At 71.0% G+C, this 18,422-nt stretch carries 19 protein-coding genes and 1 pseudogene; 8 read left to right on the plus strand and 12 right to left on the minus strand.

Translation table 11 applies throughout. The features are described 5' to 3' along the window. The 3 genes and pseudogenes from M8J74_RS27390 to dacB form a co-directional block, all read right to left on the minus strand. Positions 1-133: pseudogene (locus M8J74_RS27390) on the minus strand (tRNA lysidine(34) synthetase TilS); the annotation flags it as partial. Positions 134-325: 192 nt separating this feature from the next. Next, the gene (locus M8J74_RS27395; RefSeq protein ID WP_249838995.1) at positions 326-1,450 is read right to left on the minus strand and encodes an Rv3626c family coenzyme F420 biosynthesis-associated protein; all 1,125 of its coding nucleotides are present in this window, start codon (positions 1,448-1,450) and stop codon (positions 326-328) included. A gap of 111 nt (positions 1,451-1,561) precedes the next feature. Then, entirely contained in the window at positions 1,562-3,247 is a 1,686-nt protein-coding gene (gene dacB, locus M8J74_RS27400) for a D-alanyl-D-alanine carboxypeptidase/D-alanyl-D-alanine endopeptidase (RefSeq protein ID WP_249838996.1), read from the minus strand. Positions 3,248-3,326: 79 nt separating this feature from the next. On the opposite strand from dacB, the gene M8J74_RS27405 reads away from it, so the two are divergent. Together M8J74_RS27405 and M8J74_RS27410 are read left to right on the plus strand one after the other, a co-directional pair. Beyond that, on the plus strand, positions 3,327-3,818 hold the full coding sequence (locus tag M8J74_RS27405) for an inorganic diphosphatase (protein ID WP_003975424.1): 492 nt from the start codon (positions 3,327-3,329) through the stop codon (positions 3,816-3,818). A gap of 106 nt (positions 3,819-3,924) precedes the next feature. Continuing rightward, positions 3,925-5,586: a threonine/serine exporter family protein gene (locus M8J74_RS27410; protein WP_249838997.1), complete on the plus strand. Its 1,662-nt coding sequence runs from the start codon at positions 3,925-3,927 to the stop codon at positions 5,584-5,586. Between the two features lie 16 nt (positions 5,587-5,602). Here M8J74_RS27410 and M8J74_RS27415 read toward each other — a convergent pair whose 3' ends face one another. Continuing rightward, the gene (locus M8J74_RS27415; protein WP_249838998.1) at positions 5,603-6,559 is read right to left on the minus strand and encodes a DedA family protein; all 957 of its coding nucleotides are present in this window, start codon (positions 6,557-6,559) and stop codon (positions 5,603-5,605) included. A gap of 140 nt (positions 6,560-6,699) precedes the next feature. On the opposite strand from M8J74_RS27415, the gene M8J74_RS27420 reads away from it, so the two are divergent. Further along, positions 6,700-7,065 carry a YbjQ family protein gene (locus tag M8J74_RS27420; RefSeq protein ID WP_058924032.1) on the plus strand — a complete coding sequence of 122 codons (366 nt, stop codon included), beginning with the start codon at positions 6,700-6,702 and terminating at the stop codon, positions 7,063-7,065. Between the two features lie 21 nt (positions 7,066-7,086). Here M8J74_RS27420 and M8J74_RS27425 read toward each other — a convergent pair whose 3' ends face one another. Beyond that, complete coding sequence (locus tag M8J74_RS27425) at positions 7,087-7,896, minus strand: MerR family transcriptional regulator (RefSeq protein WP_249838999.1); 810 nt, start codon at positions 7,894-7,896, stop codon at positions 7,087-7,089. 130 nt (positions 7,897-8,026) lie between these two features. Here M8J74_RS27425 and gad point away from each other — a divergent pair, with 130 nt between their 5' ends. Further along, on the plus strand, positions 8,027-9,427 hold the full coding sequence (gad, locus tag M8J74_RS27430; protein WP_249839000.1) for a glutamate decarboxylase: 1,401 nt from the start codon (positions 8,027-8,029) through the stop codon (positions 9,425-9,427). A 116-nt stretch (positions 9,428-9,543) separates the two neighbouring features. Here the strand turns inward: gad and M8J74_RS27435 are convergent, their stop codons facing one another. The 4 genes from M8J74_RS27435 to M8J74_RS27450 all read right to left on the minus strand — a co-directional run bounded on the left by M8J74_RS27435 (position 9,544) and on the right by M8J74_RS27450 (position 13,310). Continuing rightward, positions 9,544-10,185 (minus strand): PadR family transcriptional regulator, encoded by a 642-nt coding sequence (locus M8J74_RS27435; RefSeq protein WP_249839001.1) that lies wholly within the window; start codon positions 10,183-10,185, stop codon positions 9,544-9,546. Between the two features lie 25 nt (positions 10,186-10,210). After that, a complete protein-coding gene (locus tag M8J74_RS27440; RefSeq protein ID WP_249839002.1) occupies positions 10,211-10,765 on the minus strand; it encodes a DinB family protein in 555 nt (184 codons plus the stop codon). A 113-nt stretch (positions 10,766-10,878) separates the two neighbouring features. After that, complete coding sequence (locus M8J74_RS27445) at positions 10,879-12,339, minus strand: aldehyde dehydrogenase family protein (RefSeq protein WP_249839003.1); 1,461 nt, start codon at positions 12,337-12,339, stop codon at positions 10,879-10,881. A gap of 134 nt (positions 12,340-12,473) precedes the next feature. Further along, positions 12,474-13,310 (minus strand): Sco1979 family transcriptional regulator, encoded by an 837-nt coding sequence (locus M8J74_RS27450; RefSeq protein ID WP_505016711.1) that lies wholly within the window; start codon positions 13,308-13,310, stop codon positions 12,474-12,476. 349 nt (positions 13,311-13,659) lie between these two features. Between M8J74_RS27450 and M8J74_RS27455 the strand changes: the two genes are divergently transcribed. Further along, the gene (locus M8J74_RS27455) at positions 13,660-14,151 is read left to right on the plus strand and encodes an ATP-binding protein (RefSeq protein ID WP_249839004.1); all 492 of its coding nucleotides are present in this window, start codon (positions 13,660-13,662) and stop codon (positions 14,149-14,151) included. 78 nt (positions 14,152-14,229) lie between these two features. On the opposite strand, the gene M8J74_RS27460 is transcribed toward M8J74_RS27455, so the two are convergent. Then, on the minus strand, positions 14,230-14,445 hold the full coding sequence (locus tag M8J74_RS27460; protein ID WP_058928262.1) for a DUF397 domain-containing protein: 216 nt from the start codon (positions 14,443-14,445) through the stop codon (positions 14,230-14,232). A 673-nt stretch (positions 14,446-15,118) separates the two neighbouring features. On the opposite strand from M8J74_RS27460, the gene M8J74_RS27465 reads away from it, so the two are divergent. Beyond that, positions 15,119-15,649 carry a hypothetical protein gene (locus M8J74_RS27465; protein ID WP_249839005.1) on the plus strand — a complete coding sequence of 177 codons (531 nt, stop codon included), beginning with the start codon at positions 15,119-15,121 and terminating at the stop codon, positions 15,647-15,649. Between the two features lie 39 nt (positions 15,650-15,688). Continuing rightward, a complete protein-coding gene (locus M8J74_RS27470) occupies positions 15,689-16,192 on the plus strand; it encodes a DUF4232 domain-containing protein (RefSeq protein WP_249839006.1) in 504 nt (167 codons plus the stop codon). 9 nt (positions 16,193-16,201) lie between these two features. Here the strand turns inward: M8J74_RS27470 and M8J74_RS27475 are convergent, their stop codons facing one another. Continuing rightward, positions 16,202-17,329 carry a DUF2786 domain-containing protein gene (locus M8J74_RS27475; RefSeq protein WP_249839007.1) on the minus strand — a complete coding sequence of 376 codons (1,128 nt, stop codon included), beginning with the start codon at positions 17,327-17,329 and terminating at the stop codon, positions 16,202-16,204. Continuing rightward, positions 17,326-17,652 (minus strand): hypothetical protein, encoded by a 327-nt coding sequence (locus M8J74_RS27480; protein ID WP_249839008.1) that lies wholly within the window; start codon positions 17,650-17,652, stop codon positions 17,326-17,328. Before M8J74_RS27480 ends, M8J74_RS27475 begins: the two co-directional genes overlap by 4 nt. A gap of 116 nt (positions 17,653-17,768) precedes the next feature. Between M8J74_RS27480 and M8J74_RS27485 the strand changes: the two genes are divergently transcribed. Next, the gene (locus tag M8J74_RS27485) at positions 17,769-18,392 is read left to right on the plus strand and encodes a LysE family translocator (protein WP_249839009.1); all 624 of its coding nucleotides are present in this window, start codon (positions 17,769-17,771) and stop codon (positions 18,390-18,392) included. The last annotated feature ends 30 nt before the right edge of the window (positions 18,393-18,422 follow it).

An 18,422-nucleotide genomic window follows, 5' to 3' on the forward strand; every position in this document is an offset into this window, starting at 1 on the left:
AGCCCACCGGAGTCCCGGAGACGGGGGACGCCCCGGTGGCCGCGGGCGGCTCGGAGCTCAAGTCGTTGAGGATGTCGTGCAGGACGCGGCGGACCGCCAGGCGTATCGCCGCGACCGCAGGATGGGGACCCATGTCCGGTTCCCTTCATGAAGTTTTCGGGGGGTGAACCCGAGGCCGGTCACTCAGAGTGTGTAGATGGTGACAGAACCGGGGCGTTCCCCGAGCATCGCACGCCTACCCATCGCTCACGGTCCCTCGGACGGGTGATTGGAGGGGCGTTCGCCTGCCGTCGGCCGGATTCGTCTCACGACCTTCCGACGGCGTTCACGACTCGCTCTTGCGGTGCACCCGCCCGACCCAGTCCGCCGGTTTGGCGATCTCCGCCTTCGTGGGCAGGGTGTTGGGGGACGTCCACACGCGGTTGAAGCCGTCCATGCCGACCTCCTCCACGACGGCCCGTACGAACCGCTCGCCGTCGCGGTACTGCCGGAGCTTGGCGTCCAGACCCAGCAGCTTGCGCAGGGTCATGTCCAGCCGCGAGGCGCCCTTGGCGCGGCGCTGCTGGAACTTCTCGCGGATCTCGGAGACGGTCGGCACGACCTGCGGGCCCACTCCGTCCATCACGAAGTCGGCGTGGCCCTCCAGCAGGGACATCACGGCGGTGAGCCGGCCGAGGATCTCCCGCTGGGCGGGGGTCTGCACGAGTTCCACGAAGGACCGGCCGCCGTCGTCCTCCTCGCCCTCCGGGCGTCCCCCGGCGAGCGACTGGGCGGCCTCCCGGACGCGCTCCAGGACGGTCATCGGGTCGACGTCCGTCTCCCCCAAGAAAGACTGGATCTCGCCCTCGAGGTGGTCGCGCAGCCAGGGAACCGCGGTGAACTGCGTGCGGTGCGTCTCCTCGTGCAGACAGACCCACAGGCGGAAGTCGTGGGGCTCGACGTCGAGTTCACGCTCCACGTGCACGATGTTGGGCGCCACCAGGAGCAGCCGGCCGCCGCCGTTCTCGCCGGCCGGCAGGTCGCGGGTGGACGGGGCGAAGGTCTCGTACTGGCCGAGGACGCGGGAGGCCAGGAAGGACAGCAGCATGCCCAGTTCGACGCCGGTGACCTTGCCGCCGACCGCGCCGAGCATCGCCCCGCCCGGCGTGTTGCCGCGCCGCTCCTGCATCTTGTCCAGCAGCGGCTTGAGGATCTCCCGGAAGCCGGCGACGTTCGCCCGCACCCAGCCGGGGCGGTCGACGACGAGGACCGGGGTGTCGTGCGTCTCCTCCGTCCCCAGCCGGGTGAAGCCCCGGACGTGCTCCTCCGAGGCCTTGGCATGCCGGCGCAGTTCCGCGACGACCGCTCGGGCCTCGTCACGGCTCACGTCGGGGCCCGGCCGCACGAGCCGGGTCGCGGTCGCGACCGCGAGATTCCAGTCGACCATCTCGGCACCACCGATGCTCGTCATGCGTCAACCGTACGTGAGCGCTCCCCCTTGGGGCAGGGCGTGGAGGTCGGCCAGGGGGCCCGTGCTGCCGAGTTGACGTGCGGTGCGGCCGGGGCGCCCGGGTTCACGCCCTCAGCGGCAGCCGCACGCCGCCAGCGCCGTGGCGGTCCGGTCCAGTGCCGACTGCGCCGCCGCCGGACTGGTCGTCTCCGACGCCATGAACGCGAACGCCAGCAGGCGTCCGTCCTGGTCGACCACCGTTCCCGCCAGGGTGTTCACGCCCGTCAGCGTGCCGGTCTTGGCCCGTACGACACCTGCCGCGCCGTCCGTGTAGCGGCTGGTCAGGGTCCCGGTGAAACCGGCCACCGGAAGGCCGGTGAGGATCGGGCGGAGTTCGGGGTGGGCGGGGGCGCCGGCCGTCACCAGCAGGGCCGTCAGGAGGTCCGGGGTGAGCCGGTCGTCGCGGTTCAGGCCGCTGCCGTCGCGGAACCGGGCGCCGCGCGCGGGCAGTCCGAGCTTCTTCAGCTCGGCGGTGATCGCGTCGGCGCCGCCGTCGAAGCTCGCCCGGCCGCCCGTCGCCACCGCCGTCTGGCGGGCCAGGGCCTCGGCGATGTCGTTGTCGGAGTTGGTCAGCATGCGTTCGACCAGTGCCGACAGCGGCGGTGAGGTGACGGCGGCCAGCGACTGCGCGCGCGTGCTGGCCTTGGACGGCCCCGGGGGCGTCGTTTTGATGCCCTGGTCGGCCAGGAAACCGGCGAACTTCGCCGCCGCGTCCGCCGCCGGGTCCGTCACGCGCGGCGCCGGGCCGCTCGCGGAGTCGTCCGTGCGGCCCTCGTCGGCCATGAGGGCGCTGACGGGCGCGAGGTTGTCGTTGACGCCGATGGGGTGCAGTGCGGGGCCGGCGTAGAGAGTGGTGTCGTAGGAGAGCGTGACCTTGGACAGGCCGCGCTTCTTCAGGGCCTTCGCCGTGCCGGCGGCCAGGTCGCGCAGGCTCGCCCAGCCCTGGGCGTCCTTGTGGGCCGTCAGGGTCGGGTCGCCGCCGCCGATCAGGACGAGTTCCCCGGTGTCGGGCTCCAGGGCGGTGCGGGTGGTGAAGCGGTGCTCCCCGCCCATCGCCGACAGGGCCGCGACGGCGGTGGCGATCTTCGTCGTGGAGGCGGGCGTGAGGGCGTCGTCGGCCGCGGTGCCGTACAGGCGCCTGCCGGTGGCGACGTCGACGACGGCGGCGGCGCGGTGGCCGCCGAGCGCGGGGTCGCCGAGGAGGGGCCGCAGGACGTCGGCGAGGGCCGGCCCGGCCGGGGCCGACTTCACGGTGTTCTCGGCGCCTCCGAGGCCCACCAGGACCGACGCCGCGCTCGGCGCGGGCCGGGGTGCGCCGGCCGTGGTGTCGGACGATCCGGATGTATCGGTACGACGGCCGTGATCTGCGCCACCCGTGCGTTCCAGGGCGACCGCGCGGTCGCGCTCGGCCGTACGCTGACCGTTGGCGTCCCAGGGGCCGGCGGCGGTCACCACCCCACTGGCCAGCACCAGCCCGAGGGTCGTCGCGCCGGCTGTGTACTGCCAGGTCCTGACCGACCGCGGACGCCGGGCCCGCAGCGCCGCGAGACGCGGCCCCACGGCCCGTCGCGCTCGCGCGAGTCGCGGCTTCGCGGCCGCGGCGGCTCGTTCCAGACGTGGCCGTGCGGCGTTCGCGGCTCGTTCGAGCTGGGGGCGTACGGTCCCGGCGGTCCGTGCCAGAAGCGGTCGTACGGCGTTCGCGGCCCGCGCCACGTGCGGTCTCGCGGCCCGCCAAGGCCTCAGTTCAGGCACGACCACCAGCCCCTTTCGCGATCACACACCTGCGTGAGGGACACTTAACCACCAGAACTATGTGTTGATCATGGAGGAGCCACCGGTGGAGTTCGACGTCACGATCGAGATTCCGAAGGGTTCGCGGAACAAGTACGAGGTGGACCACGAGACCGGTCGGATCCGCCTGGACCGTCGACTCTTCACCTCGACCGCCTACCCGACCGACTACGGCTTCGTCGAGAACACCCTCGGCGAGGACGGCGACCCGCTGGACGCGCTCGTCATCCTGGACGAGCCGACGTTCCCGGGCTGTCTGATCCGCTGCCGCGCGATCGGCATGTTCCGGATGACGGACGAGGCCGGCGGCGACGACAAGCTGCTGTGCGTCCCGTCGACGGACCCGCGCGTGGAGCACCTGCGTGACATTCACCACGTCTCGGAGTTCGACCGGCTGGAGATCCAGCACTTCTTCGAGGTCTACAAGGACCTGGAGCCCGGCAAGTCCGTCGAGGGCGCCGACTGGGTGGGCCGTACGGAGGCCGAGGCCGAGATCGAGCGTTCCTACAAGCGCTTCAAGGACCAGGGCGGCCACTGAGCCCCCAGGAGTGCTCTCGGGCCGCACGCCTACGCGTGCGGCCCGTTTGTCATTCTGTGCGCATACTGGGCAGTGCCGTACGCGTCGTACAGGGAGCGTTACTCACGTGACGGAGGCGGAGGACCGCAAGCCGCAGTCGGACGAGGCCAGGGGCACGTTCGATCCCGAGATCACATCCGAGTTCGCGATTCCCGCGGGCTTCGTCGCCCCCAGAGCGGCCGTCGAGCCGGAGACGACCTCCGAGTTCGCCGTCCCGGACGGACTGGCGGTCCCGCAGCCGCCGGGGGCGGAGGCCGAGGGGTCGGCGTTCAGCATGCCGAACACCTACAGCTCCAAGCAGGCGCCCGTCGCCTTCACGCCGGCGACCGGCGTGCCGGTCGTCAGCCTGACCAAGGACGTGCCCTGGCAGGACCGCATGCGCACGATGCTGCGCATGCCGGTGGCGGAGCGGCCCGCGCCGGAGCCGCCGCCCCGGGCGGAGGACGGCGGCCCCGCCGTCCCGCGCGTGCTCGACCTGACCCTGCGTATCGGCGAGTTGCTGCTCGCGGGCGGTGAGGGCGCGGAGGACGTCGAGGCCGCGATGTTCGCGGTGTGCCGCTCCTACGGGCTGGACCGCTGCGAGCCGAACGTCACCTTCACGCTGCTGTCGATCTCCTACCAGCCGTCCCTGGTCGACGACCCGGTGACCGCGTCCCGGACCGTGCGGCGCCGGGCCACCGACTACACGCGGCTGGCGGCCGTCTACCGGCTGGTGGACGACCTCAGCGACACCGAGACCCACATCTCCCTGGAGGAGGCCTACCGCCGGCTCGCGGAGATCCGCCGCAACCGCCACCCGTACCCCACCTGGGTGCTGACCGGCGCGAGCGGGCTGCTCGCCGGGGCGGCCTCCGTGCTCGTCGGCGGTGACGTGGTCGTGTTCCTCGCGGCCATGCTCGGCGCGATGCTCGGCGACCGCCTGGCGTGGCTGTGCGCGGGGCGCGGGCTGCCGGAGTTCTACCAGTTCACCGTCGCCGCGATGCCGCCGGCCGCGATAGGGGTCGCGCTGACCGTCGCCCACGTGGACGTGAAGGCGTCCGCGGTCATCACCGGTGGGCTGTTCGCGCTGCTGCCGGGGCGGGCCCTGGTGGCGGGCGTGCAGGACGGGCTGACCGGGTTCTACATCACCGCGTCGGCGCGTCTGCTGGAGGTCGTCTACCTCTTCGTCGGCATCGTCACGGGCGTGCTGGTCGTCCTGTACTTCGGGGTGACCCTGGGCGCCAAGCTCAACCCGGACGCGGCCCTGCGGATCGCCGAACGGCCGCTGTGGCAGATCGGCGCCTCGATGCTGCTGTCGCTGACGTTCGCGGTGCTGCTCCAGCAGGAGCGCTCGACGGTGGCGTGGGTGACGCTGAACGGCGGTGTCGCGTGGTGCGTGTACGGCGCGCTGCGCTATCCCGGCAATCTGTCGCCGGTGGCCTCCACCGCGGTGGCGGCGGGGCTCGTCGGGCTGTTCGGGCAGCTGCTGTCGCGTTACCGGTTCGCCTCGGCCCTGCCGTACACGACGGCGGCGATCGGGCCGCTGCTGCCGGGTTCCTCGACGTACTTCGGGCTGTTGTCGATCGCGCAGAACGACGTCGACAAGGGGCTGGTGTCCCTGGCCACGGCGGCCTCGCTCGCCATGGCCATCGCCATCGGGGTCAACCTCGGGTCGGAGATCTCGCGGCTGTTCCTGCGGATCGGCTCCGCGGAGAAGCGGCGGGCCGCGAAGCGGACGCGAGGCTTCTGAGCCTCTGCGGGGCCGCTCAGTAGCCCTGGCTCTGGTTGTCGTACGGGTACTGGCCGCCGTACTGCTGCGGGTGCTGCGGCTGGGGGTGCTGCGGGTGCTGGGGCTGGGGGTACTGCTGCTGCGAGTGCTGCGGCTGCTGGTACTGCTGCTGCGGGTAGCGCTGGTCCGGGTACTGGGGCTGCGCGTACTGCTGGTTCGGGTCGTACGGCTGCTGGTACTGCTGCTGGTACTGCTGGGAGTGGTCCTGGTCCGCCGGCGGGATGCGGCGCAGCTGGGTCGTCGAGTCGTCCATGATCACCGGGAAGGGCTGCGTCTGCTCCTGGACGGGCTCGGGCGCCTCGGGCCCGGCCTTGCGGTTCTTTGAGCGCGCCCGCAGGAACTCGATGATGATCGGGACCACCGAGACGAGGACGATCAGGATCAGGATCGCCTCGATGTTCTTGTTGACGAAGTCGATCTTGCCGAGCCAGGAGCCCAGCAGGGTGACACCGGCGCCCCACAGCACACCGCCGATGACGTTGAAGGTCAGGAACGAGCGGTACTTCATGCCGCTGACGCCGGCGATGATCGGCGTGAACGTGCGCACGATGGGCACGAAGCGGGCCAGGACCAGCGACTTGGGGCCGTACTTCTCGAAGAACTCGTGCGCCTTGACCACGTTCTCCTGCTTGAACAGGCGCGAGTCGGGCCGGTTGAACAGGGACGGGCCGACCTTCTTGCCGAACATGTAGCCCGCCTGGTCGCCGAGGATCGCGGCGAGGCAGATCAGCGCGATGGCTCCCCACAGCGGGAAGTTCAGCTGATGGGAGGTGATCAGCAGGCCGCAGGTGAACAGCAGCGAGTCGCCGGGCAGAAAGAAACCGATGAGCAGGCCGGACTCGGCGAAGACGATGAGGAGCAGGCCCCAGATGCCGAACGTGTCGAGGAGGTAGTTCGGATCCAGCCAGCTCGGGCCGAGGGCAAGCGTCGTCACGGTTCCGGGCTCCTGAGGGGGTGGGGAAGAACGGCGTCCTTCTGCGGGCGCTCAAAGCTATCAACGTCATGTGTCCGCCCCAGGTTCCACCGGTGCCTCCAGGATGCACTGTGCGCCGAGTGGGAGAAAGCTGTGAGGTCATGGGAATCGATGAATACGGCGGCGGGCAGGAGCCCCGCCCGGACGTCCTGGTCGTCACGACGAACGACGTGCCCGGTCACCGGGTCGTGGAGGTGCTCGGCGAGGTCTTCGGGCTGACGGTGCGCTCCCGGCACGTGGGCAGCCAGATCGGCGCGGGACTGAAGTCGATGGTCGGCGGTGAGCTGCGGGGGCTGACCAAGACGCTCGTGGAGACCCGGAACCAGGCCATGGAGCGGCTGGTGGAGCAGGCACGCGCGCGGGGTGCGAACGCGGTGCTGATGTTCCGTTTCGACGTCAGCGAGGCGGCGGGCGTCGGCACGGAGGTGTGCGCGTACGGCACGGCCGTCGTGCTGGCCCGGGAGTGATCCCCCGGGCCGGCGCGACGGTCACGCCTCGTGGCGGGCGGCGTTCGCCGTGATCGCGTCCCTCAGGTGCGCGGCGAGACCGGGGTGCATGGCGTCGTAGTACGCCGTGAAGCGCTCGTCGGAGACGTACATCTCCGCGAAGCACCGGTGCATGTCGTACGACACCTCGAAGAACCAGCGGCTGACGTGCCGGCGGTGCTCCTCGGCCAGGTCCATCGCCGCCTCGCCGGTCGCGGGGGCGCCGGCGGCGACCAGGGCCGCGTACCGCGCGCTCCAGTCGTCGACCTCGGCCTGCAGGCGTTTCCAGTCCTCCTTGGTGTAGGACGCGGCCCGGCGCTGGGACTCGGCGTAGGCCTCGGTGCCGCCCCAGCGTGCCTCGGCCTCCTCCGCGTACTGGTCGGGGTCCTTGTCGCCGAAGACCTCGAAGCGCTCCTTCGGGGTGAGGTTGATGCCCATCTTGCGTGCCTCCATGGCGTGCTCCACGGCCTCGGCCATCTTCTGCAGCTTCTCGATCCGGGCGGTCAGCAGTTCGTGCTGGCGGCGCAGGTGCGCGCGCGGGTCCGTGTCCGGGTCGTCGAGCAGGGCCGCGACCTCCTCGAGCGGGAAGCCCAGCTCCCGGTAGAACAGGATCTGCTGCAGCCGGTCGAGGTCGGCCTCGCTGTAGCGCCGGTGCCCGGCGTGGCTGCGCGCGCTCGGCACGAGCAGCCCGATGGCGTCGTAGTGGTGCAGCGTGCGCACCGTGACGCCGGCGAAGCCCGCGACCTCTCCGACCGCGTAGCCGTCCCGTCCTGACCAGTGGCTCACTTCGTCCGCTCCCTCCTTGGTACGCACTCCACGGTGGCTCCTCACGTCGCGTGAGGTGCAAGCCCGATTCTCCCGGGACGTTCGGTCGCAGCGGGGCGTGCGTGGGAACTCCGGTCCGCCGGCGGTCGTTCATCAGCGGACGCGAGGAGACACACCCATGGCGCTCCACAAAGGTCCCGACCAGTCCGACGAGCGTGCGCTGTCCGTCAACCCCTTCTTCGGCGAGGCGAATCCGGTCGGCGGCATGACCGAGGCCCCGCCCCGGCACCGGCTGCCCGACGCCCCCATGGCGCCGTCGTCGGCCTACCAGCTGGTGCACGACGAGCTGATGCTGGACGGCAACTCCCGGCTGAACCTGGCCACTTTCGTCACCACCTGGATGGAGCCGCAGGCCGGCGTCCTGATGGCGGAGTGCCGGGACAAGAACATGATCGACAAGGACGAGTACCCGCGCACGGCCGAGCTGGAGCGGCGCTGCGTGGCGATGCTGGCCGACCTGTGGAACGCGCCGGACCCGTCGGCCGCCGTGGGCTGTTCGACGACCGGTTCGAGCGAGGCGTGCATGCTCGCCGGCATGGCGCTCAAGCGCCGCTGGAGCCACCGCAGTCCGGCGCCGGGCGCCCGGCCCAACCTGGTCATGGGGGTCAACGTCCAGGTCTGCTGGGAGAAGTTCTGCAACTTCTGGGAGGTGGAGGCCCGCCAGGTCCCCATGGAGGGCGACCGGTTCCACCTCGACCCGCAGGCCGCGGCCGAGCTGTGCGACGAGAACACCATCGGTGTCGTCGGCATCCTCGGCTCCACCTTCGACGGCTCCTACGAGCCCGTCGCCGACCTCTGCGCGGCCCTCGACGCCCTGCAGGAGCGCACGGGTCTGGACATACCGGTGCACGTCGACGCCGCCTCCGGCGGCATGATCGCGCCCTTCCTCGACGAGGACCTGGTGTGGGACTTCCGCCTGCCGCGCGTGGCGTCCATCAACACCTCGGGGCACAAGTACGGCCTGGTCTACCCGGGCGTCGGCTGGGCGCTGTGGCGCGACAAGGAGGCGCTGCCGGAGGAGCTCGTCTTCCGGGTCAACTACCTGGGCGGCGACATGCCGACCTTCGCCCTGAACTTCTCCCGGCCCGGCGCGCAAGTGGTCGCCCAGTACTACACGTTCCTGCGGCTGGGGCGGGAGGGCTACCGCGCCGTGCAGCAGACGACGCGCGACGTGGCCCGGTCCATCGCCGACCGGGTGGCGGCGCTCGGCGACTTCCGGCTGCTGACGCGGGGCGACGAGCTGCCGGTCTTCGCGTTCACCACGGCGCCGGAGGTGGGGGCGTACGACGTCTTCGACGTCTCCCGGCGGCTGCGCGAGAGCGGCTGGCTGGTGCCCGCGTACACCTTCCCGCCGCACCGCGAGGACCTTTCGGTGCTGCGGATCGTGTGCCGCAACGGCTTCTCGGCGGACCTGGCCGACCTGTTCGTGGAGGACCTGACCCGACTGCTGCCGGAACTGCGCCGCCAGCCGCACCCGTTCACCCGGGACAAGGAGGCGGCCACCGGCTTCCACCACTAGCGGTCCGTGACCGCGCTCAGCGGTCCATCCGCGCGAACCGCCGGACGGCCCCAGGGAGGACGCCGGCAGGCCCAACGCCGGCCGGACCAGGATCTGCACGGCCTGCACCTACTTGATCAGCGGTCGTCCTCCGGATGCCGCTCCCCCGTCGCGTACGGGTTCTCCTGTCCGTCCGCGAGGACGCCGACGAACGGCTCGCCCTCCCCGGCGAAGGTGTAGGCCCCGCCCTCGATCCGGCCGATCAGGCCCTGGGTCCACTCGGCCTCGCCGTCGGCCGTGTGGACCCAGAGGTTCATGATCTCGCCGATGTGGCCCAGCTGTTCGGGGCCGCCCTCGGGGACGTAGTGCTCGGTGACGGCGGTACGCCACTCCTCGATGCGCCGGACGCGCTCCTTGAGCAGGGACACCACCTCGGCGCGCGGCAGATCGACCATGAAGCCGATGGCCGCCGACTTCACGTCCGTCTTCTGGTCGTAGGCGGTCAGCGCCTCGCGCAGCAGCCGGAGGAACTCCTCGGTGCCCCGGTCGGTGATCTCGTACTCGGTGCGCGGCGGGCCGCCGGCCGTGGACGGAGCGATCTCGTGCGCGTGCAGAAGCCCCTGCTTCGCCATCTGCTTGAGCGCGTGGTAGATCGAGCCGGGCTTGGCGTGGGACCACTCGTGCGCGCCCCAGTACTCCAGGTCGTTGCGCACCTGGTAGCCGTGGGCCCGCCCGTGCTGGCGGACCGCGCCGAGCACGAGGAGACGGATCGCTGACATGGGGCCAGCGTAGGACCCCGGAAGGTCATCCCCAGCTCGTGCTCGTGCCCTGCTCCAGGGCGACCAGCTCGAAGGCGGTCTTCCCGTCCAGCGACTCCCGGATGATGTCGGCGTGGCCGGCGTGCCGGGCGATCTCGCGGATGAGGTGCAGACAGACCCAGCGCACGGAGACCCGGGCGTCCGGCGGGAACCACGGGTCGTTCGGGAGCGGGAAGGTGTCGTCCAGGCTCGGCACGGAGCGGACGTAGGCCTCGGTCTCGGCGGCCACCTTCTGCCAGTGGGCGAGCTGGGACTCGACGGTCTCGCCCTCCACCAGCCGGAAGGTCTCGTCCCAGTTGGACTCGTCCCGGTGGATCGCCGGCGGCTCCTGCTTGGCGCGCGCGATCCAGCCCTGCTCGACCTCGGCGACGTGCTTGAGCAGACCGGAGAGGGAGAGGTCACTGGCGCTGGGCTTGCTCGCGGCCTGCTCCTCGGTCAGTCCGAGCAGCGCGCGCCGGATGCCGCCGCGCTGCTCCTCGATGAACGCGAGCAGCGCTCCCCGCTCGTCGCCCTTCGCCTCCGCGGGAACGTGAGTGACCATGAGGGCCGCCTTTCGCCGGTGGCAGGAGGTCCGTCCCCCTGCCGACACCGACGAAGCTACGGGCCATCGAGGACAGCCTCCGTCCTCAATGGCCCGTGGCGCCGAAATCGGGCCTAGAAGGGGAACCCGCTCCTTCCATGCTGCACCGAGATCCACTTCAGCGTGGTGAAGGAGTCGATCGTGGTCTCGCCGTTCAGCCGGCCGAGGCCGGAGCTCTTCTCGCCGCCGAACGGCACGAGCGGCTCGTCGTGGACCGTGCCGTCGTTCACGTGGAACATGCCGCTGTCGATCTGCTTGGCGAAGTTCACGCCGCGCTCGATGTCGCCGGTGTGCACGGCGCCGCTCAGGCCGTACGGCGTGTCGTTGGCGATGCGCACCGCCTCCTCCTCGCCGTCGAAGGGGATGACGAAGGCGACGGGGCCGAAGACCTCCTGGCGCAGCAGGGCCGAGTCGGCGGGGACGCCGGTCAGGACGGACGGCTCGACCAGGTTCTCGGTGGTCGTGCCGCGCAGCAGCGCCGTCGCGCCCTCGGCGATGGCCTGCTCGACCGTGCCGGAAAGGGCCTCGGCCTGCGAGGAGTTGATGACCGGGCCGATGACGGTCTGTGGGTCGCTCGGGTCGCCGACCTTGAGGGTCTTGACCTTGGCGACGAACTTCTCGGTGAACTCGTCGGCGATCGAGCGGTCCACGAGCACGCGGTTGGCGGCCATGCAGACCTGGCCCTGGTGGACGTAGCGGCTGAAGACCGCCGCGTCGACGGCGTAGTCGAGGTCGGCGTCGTCGAGGACCACGATGGCGCTGTTGCCGCCGAGTTCGAGGACCGAGCGCTTGAAGTGCGAGGCGCAGACGGTGGCCACGTGACGGCCGACCTTGTCGGAGCCGGTGAAGGAGATGACCTTGGGGACCGGGTGCTCGATGAAGGCGTCGCCGATCTCCGCGATGTCCGTGATGACGACGTTGAGGAGACCACCCGGCAGCCCGGCGTCCTCGAAGATCTTCGCGACCAGGGAACCGCCGGTGATCGGGGTGTTCTGGTGCGGCTTGAGGACCACGGCGTTGCCGAGCGCCAGGGCCGGGGCGACCGACTTGATCGACAGCAGGAAGGGGAAGTTGAAGGGGCTGATCACGCCGACCACGCCGACCGGGACCCGGTAGAGGCGGTTCTCCTTGCCGTCGACCGGCGAGGGCAGGATCCGGCCCTCGGGCCGCAGCGCCCACTGGATCGACTCGCGCAGGAACTCCTTGGCGAGGTGCAGCTCGAAGCCGGCCTTCAGACGCGTGCCGCCGAGCTCGGCGATGATCACCTCGGTGATCTCCTGCTCGCGCTCCTCGATCAGGCGCAGCGCCTTCTCGAAGACGGCACGGCGCGCGTACGGGTTGGTCGCGGCCCACGTCTTCTGCGCGCGGGCGGCCGCACGGTATGCCTCGTCCACCTCGTCGACCGTGGCGATGGTGATGGACGCGAGCTTCTCGCCGTCGTACGGGTTGAAGTCGATGATGTCCCAGGAGCCCGTGCCCGGGCGCCATTCACCGTCGATGTACTGCTGAGCCAGGTCGGTGAAGTACGACGACATGTGATCCCCAAATCACTAGCAGACACACGATCAACGCCACGGTCTGATCTCACGTCATCGTACTTGTGACACAAGTGAGTTGGGGACGCTGAGCGAAGTTCTGGGGAGAACACGGGGAGAACCGGGACGGATCCCTAGGAGAGCTGGAGCAGACCCCGCAGCAGATCGCGGCTCTCGTCCGGTCCGGGGCTGTCCTGCTGGAGCTCCTTGAGCGCCCTCTCGTACTGGGTGACGTCCTCGTGCTTGTCCAGGTAGAGCGCGCTGGTGAGCTGCTCCAGGTAGACGACGTCCGTCAGGTCCGACTCCGTGAAGGACAGGATCGTGAACGCGCCGCTCTCGCCGGAGTGGCCGCCGAAGCTGAACGGCATGACCTGCAGCCGCACGTTCGGCTGCTCCGAGACGTCGATGAGGTGCTGGAGCTGGCCGCGCATCACCTCGCGGTCGCCGTACGGCCGGCGCAGGGCGGCCTCGTCGAGCACGATGTGGAAGTCGGGCGCGTTCTCGGAGACGAGGTACTTCTGCCGCTCCAGGCGCACCGCGACCCGCTTCTCCACCTCGGCCTCGCTCGCCCCCTTCATGCCGCGCCGGACGACCGCACGTGCATACGCCTCGGTCTGCAGCAGGCCGTGCACGAACTGCACCTCGTAGGCGCGGATGAGGGACGCGGCGCCCTCCAGGCCCACATAGGTGGGGAACCAGCTCGGCAGGACGTCGGAGTAGCTGTGCCACCAACCCGCCACGTTGGCCTCCCGGGCGAGGGAGAGGAGCTGGGTGCGCTCCGCCTCGTCGGTGATGCCGTACAGCGTCAACAGGTCTTCCACGTCACGCGTCTTGAAGCTCACCCGGCCCAGCTCCATCCGGCTGATCTTCGACTCCGAGGCGCGGATCGAGTAACCCGCGGCCTCGCGCGTGATTCCCCGCGCCTCGCGCAGTCGCCTCAGTTGCGAGCCGAGCAGCATGCGCCGCACCACCGATCCGGGCTCTCCCACGCTCACGTTCGCCAGCCTCCCCAACCGCCTTCAGGGGCCGCAGTCTGCCACTAAATCACTCCAAGCAGTACTCGTCCGATTACAGAGAAGCAAAGAAGCCAAAGATTCTGCACAGGAAGAGGGAGGGAGTTGGCAAGTACGGGGAGAGAAGATGGCGGAAAAAATGGCCAACAAGCGGTACGGGAACGTCCAATTCGGTCACGTGCACGTGCATCTGCACCTTGCATCTGCACCACACATCCGAAACCATGGTCTCGCGCAACCGCTGCATCGTGCACGCTTGGACCGCGAATTCCCGGGAGTGCCTCGCATGGGGACGAATGGATCGACCATGCTCGAGCCGTTACGGCAGGGCCTTCCGCCGCTGGACATCGCGGCCGTGTCCAGCGCCGCCTCCTGCGCCCTGCCCGCCCGCTACGAAGCGGTGCGCGAGGCACGGGGTTTCACCCGGAGAACACTGGACCAGTGGGAGATAGGCGACCGTTTCGACGACGTCTGCCTGGTGGTCTCCGAACTCGTCACCAACGCGCTGCGCCACGCCCTGCCGGCCGGCACGGTGCGTTCCGCGGAGCCGACCCCCTGCGTACGGCTGCACCTGCTGCGCTGGACGGAGCGGCTGGTGTGCGCGGTGCGCGACCCCAGCCAGGACAGCCCGGTCGAGCGCGAGGAGGAGGACTTCTCGGCGGAGTCCGGGCGCGGCCTGTTCCTGGTCGACTCCTTCGCCGACGGCTGGGGCTGGCACCCGCTCGCCGGCACGCTCGGCGGCAAGGTCGTCTGGGCGCTGTTCCAACTGCCCGTGCCTCACTCCCCGTCGGCCGAGTGAGGCACCGCGGCGTTTTCCCGCGCCACGGTTCTACGCGCGTCGCGGCGCCCGGCCCCGCGGCGCCGCCGACGATCCGGGTCAGCCCACGAGGTGGTCGAACTCACCGTCCTTGACGCCCAGGAGCATCGCCTCGATCTCCGCGCGGGTGTAGACGAGCGCGGGCCCGTCGGGAAAGCGGGAGTTGCGCACGGCCACGTCGCCGCCGGGCAGCCGGGCGAACTCCACGCAGGAACCCTGAGAGTTGCTGTGCCGGCTCTTCTGCCAGGCCACCCCGTTCAGCTCCGTGGCTGCCATGCCGTTGTACACGTCGCGGTCCACAGGTCGCTCCCCGATGGTGCGGTGGCCCTGGGGCCATTGATGCAATGGTCAACTGCTCGGGATCATAGCCCTGTTCACGTGCAGATGCATGAGCATATGCACGTGCACGCGGGGTGTTCCTGTGGTTACGGATGTGAAGTGCGAGTGCTCCATCCGTTCCAGCGTCTGCCCCGGCGCCCGCATCACATGCGTTCTCCGGCTCCGGCCCGTGATCGTGCGGGCCTTCGGCCGGGCGGGGTCGTCGGGGTCGAATCCCTCGTGCACAAGGAAGAGACGCGTTCCGCGGCCTTCCTGTTCCCGTGTCCACGTGCTGGTCCGGTCCGCCGGGTCGGCGGGCCGGGCGTCCGTCCGGCGGAGGGAGAGCATCCGCTGGACGGCGTGTTCGACCACCATGAAGTCGCGCCGTACTCGACAACCATCACGTCGATGGCACCTGAGAAGTTCACCCGGCACGCGCCTGCTCCGGCCCCGCTGCTGCCGGGGGTGCGCGAGGCGCCCTCGCGGGTGCCGCCGGCGCCGCAAGGGAGGTCTCGTGAATCTCACAGGCGGTCCCCATGGGGCGGCCGGGGGTCCCTGGTAGCTTGCTGCGGACGTCGTGGCCACTCGGCCGGGCGCCCGGCCACCGCCCGCTACAGCTTGGGAGCTACCAGTGACTTCGGCGACCTTCACGCGTCCCGCCCGTACGCTGTCGCGCCGACGGCTGCGGATCGCGGCCGCCGCCGCGGGGCTGACGGGCGCCCTCGCGCTGACCGCGTGCAGCAGCGGCGGCGGCTCCGACGACTCCTCCTCGACCCCCAGCACCTCCGCCTCCTCGGCCACCGGTTCGGCCACGGGCGGCGGCAGCGGTGCCGCGACGGGCTCGTCCGACGCCCTGCAGGGCAGCTGGCTCGCCACGAAGAACGGCAAGGCCGTGGCCCTGGTGATCACGGGCAAGCAGGCCGGCCTCTTCTCGACCGGCGGCTCCGTGTGCAGCGGGACGGCCGGCAAGGAGGCCGGGATGGAGATGATCCATCTGACCTGTACGGACGGCAGCAAGCAGCGGGCGACCGGCATGGTCGACTCCGCTTCGAAGAAGTCGCTGCACATCACGTGGTCGGGGAGCCTGGGCAAGGAGACCTACACCAAGGCAGAAGGTGGCAAGCTGCCGTCCGGGCTGCCGACGGCCGGTCTGGGGCAGTAGGTTCGGCGGCACCACTCCCCTGAGCACCAGAGGAACCACATGCGCACCACCCCGCTCGCCGTCGCCGCCCTCGCGGCGGCTCTGCTCCTGACCGCCTGTGACAGCAACAGCGGTGACGACGGCGACAAGAACAAGGCCGACGCCGGGTGCACGCTCGGCGTGGACGTCGCCGCCGGCGCGGCCCCGGCCGCCGGGGACACCGGCAACGTCACCGTCACGGTCACCAACCGCGACGCCCAGTGCGTCCTGACCGGATTCCCGGCCGTCGACCTCGTCGCGGGCGGCGACACGAAGTCCGTCCCCCACGACAAGTCCGCGAAGCCCCAGAAGCTGACCCTGGCGAAGGACGCGACGGCCTCCTTCACGATCACCTACACGCGCGGCGGCACCGGCGGGAAGCAGAGCCTGCCCGTCAAGACCGCGAAGTTCACCCTGCCGGGCTCCACCGCGGGCCACAGCTTCAAGTGGTCGTACGGCGAGGTCGCCCTCCAGGGGGACGCGCCGAACGCCTCCGTCACACCCTTCACCCAGGCGGGTGACTGACGCGCCGTCTCACGGCAGCCGCGGCCGGGACGCAACCTGCGCCCGGTCGGCGGCCTCCACGCCCTCCGTCCAGCCCTCGGCGTCGCTCACCCCGCGCATCCGGGTGGTGGTCGTGCGCGGGAACATGCGGTCCGTGTGGGCCGTGACGGCGACCTCGCGGGAGGCCAGGACCGGCAGCAGGTCGTCGCTCACCTGGCTCTCGGCGGCGGCCGCGAGGCGTATGCCCATCCGGTGGGCGTAGGCGGCGAAGAAGGACTGCCGGAAGGTCTTGGTGCGCTTGCGGCCGCCCGCCCGCTGCCCGGCCTCCGCCTTCGTCATCGCGTGCGTGGCCTGCACGAGCAGCGAGGTGTGCAGCAGCTCGACCACCTCCAGGTCCGCCTCGAAGCCGACGACCGTGGAGAAGCCCAGCGGTTCGTTCCACACGGCCCGGCAGTGGTTGGCGGTGGCCACCACGTCCAGCAGGACGGCCTTGGCCTGTTCGTACGGCGCCTCCACCCCGATCCGGCAGGCGCCCGGGATGTCCGCGGCCGGCGCGCGGGCCGCGAGCAGCGCCTCGTCGATGCTGTAACGGGCGGTCAGCTCCTGCGCCTTGGCGGTCAGCGCCTCCGCCTCCTCGGGGAAGCCGGTCGCCTCCGCCTTGGCGAGCAGCGCGCGGATCCGGGCGAGCATGCGGGACTCGGGTCCGCCGCGGTGGGCGGTCGCGGGGCCGTGCTCGCGGTCCTCCAGGGGTTCGAGCGTGGGCAGGCGCAGCAGCAGGCGGTACAGCTCCAGGACCGTGGTCGCGTGCGTGAACCGGGCGGTGCGGGCGGGGGCGTCCGTCGTGAGGTCGTCCAGCTGCGCCGTCCAGCGGGGGCCGCGCGGGCGGTCGTCCGGCGCCTGCTCGCGGATCAGCGCCGACACCAGGCGGACGTGTACGTCGTCCAGCTCGCGCCGCACGATGCGGACCAGGTCGGCCGGCTGCCAGCCGCGCTGCCACGCCGACGCCACGAACTCCCGCCCGCGCCGCGCCAGTTCGGCGTCACCGGCGGGGTCGGCCGCGAGGAGGGACGCGCCGGTGTCGAGGGCGGAGTCGGAATCGGCGTAGAGGGCGGCGCGGAAGGCACGGTCGACGGTGCCGGCGTTGGACGGGGTGCTCACTCCTCGATCGTGACATGCGGGACCGACAACCGGCGGCCGCCCGGGTGGCAGGCGAGGCCCGGGAGCCGGTCGCCGCACAGGGACCGCACGTCGGCGGTGACCAGCCGGCCGAGCTCCTCGGCGCTCTCCACGTCGTACGCCCCCTCCGCCAGCCGCCGGCGCAGCAGCACCGCCAGCCGGTCGGCGACGTCCGGGAAGGCGTCGTGCCCGGTGAGGAGGCGGACCGTCTCGTCGACGAGCCCGCGGACGTCCGCGAGGGAGAGGGGGGCCGGGGCCGCGGCGGGGGAAGGGCCGGTCGCCGGGGACGTGGTGGACGTGGTCACGGAAGGTGAGTCAACCACCGTTCGCGTACGCACCACACGGCGTTCGCCGGACTGGTCGCGTCTCACTCCTCGAAACTCGCTCGCCCCTCGGGGAGGGCGGTTTCGAGCATGGCGGCATGGTGGACATGTCTTCGTACGCTGCCTTCCTGGTCGCCGCCTTCGCGCTGTGCGTCACCCCCGGCCCCGACATGATGTTCATCGTGGCGATGGGCGGCCGGGGCGGTCCACGGACCGGCGTGCTGGCCGCGGCCGGCGTGGCCTGCGCGATGTTCGTGCACACGGTGGCCGCCGCGCTCGGCCTGTCGGCGCTCTTCCTGTCGCTGCCGGCGCTCTATCACGCGCTGCGCTGGGCGGGCGCGGCCTACCTGCTGTACCTCGCGGTGAAGGCGTTCCGGGACCGGGGAGCGGCGGTCGAGGAGGGCGGACCGGCGGAGCCGGGGCGGCGGCGCGCCTTCTGGCAGGGCGCCGTGACCAATCTCCTCAACCCCAAGGTGATCCTCTTCGACGTCGCCTTCCTGCCGCAGTTCGTGGACCCCGGCCTGGGCCATGTGCGCGAGCAGTTCCTGGTCCTCGGGCTGACGATCACGGTCATGGGGTTCGCGGTGGACGGCTCGGTCGGGCTGCTGTCCGGCAAGCTCTCCTCGCTGCTGCGCCGGAGCCGGAGGGTGGCGCGCGGGCTGAACATGTTCACGGGGACGGTCTTCACGGCCCTCGCCGTCCGACTGTCAACTCAGGGTTGACGCCTTGAGGGTGTCAACCTAAGGTTGACA

The organism is Streptomyces panaciradicis, assembly GCF_023516615.1.
Lineage (GTDB): Bacteria > Actinomycetota > Actinomycetes > Streptomycetales > Streptomycetaceae > Streptomyces > Streptomyces panaciradicis.

Bases quoted from the DNA above. Each gene is read 5' to 3' on its own strand.
- M8J74_RS27395 (WP_249838995.1), bottom strand. From the start codon at position 1,450: ATGACGAGCATCGGTGGTGCCGAGATGGTCGACTGGAATCTCGCGGTC.
- M8J74_RS27420 (WP_058924032.1), top strand. From the start codon at position 6,700: ATGGGAATCGATGAATACGGCGGCGGGCAGGAGCCCCGCCCGGACGTC.
- gad (WP_249839000.1), top strand. From the start codon at position 8,027: ATGGCGCTCCACAAAGGTCCCGACCAGTCCGACGAGCGTGCGCTGTCC.
- M8J74_RS27435 (WP_249839001.1), bottom strand. From the start codon at position 10,185: ATGTCAGCGATCCGTCTCCTCGTGCTCGGCGCGGTCCGCCAGCACGGG.
- M8J74_RS27440 (WP_249839002.1), bottom strand. From the start codon at position 10,765: ATGGTCACTCACGTTCCCGCGGAGGCGAAGGGCGACGAGCGGGGAGCG.
- M8J74_RS27445 (WP_249839003.1), bottom strand. From the start codon at position 12,339: ATGTCGTCGTACTTCACCGACCTGGCTCAGCAGTACATCGACGGTGAA.
- M8J74_RS27455 (WP_249839004.1), top strand. From the start codon at position 13,660: ATGCTCGAGCCGTTACGGCAGGGCCTTCCGCCGCTGGACATCGCGGCC.
- M8J74_RS27460 (WP_058928262.1), bottom strand. From the start codon at position 14,445: ATGGCAGCCACGGAGCTGAACGGGGTGGCCTGGCAGAAGAGCCGGCAC.
- M8J74_RS27470 (WP_249839006.1), top strand. From the start codon at position 15,689: ATGCGCACCACCCCGCTCGCCGTCGCCGCCCTCGCGGCGGCTCTGCTC.
- M8J74_RS27485 (WP_249839009.1), top strand. From the start codon at position 17,769: ATGGTGGACATGTCTTCGTACGCTGCCTTCCTGGTCGCCGCCTTCGCG.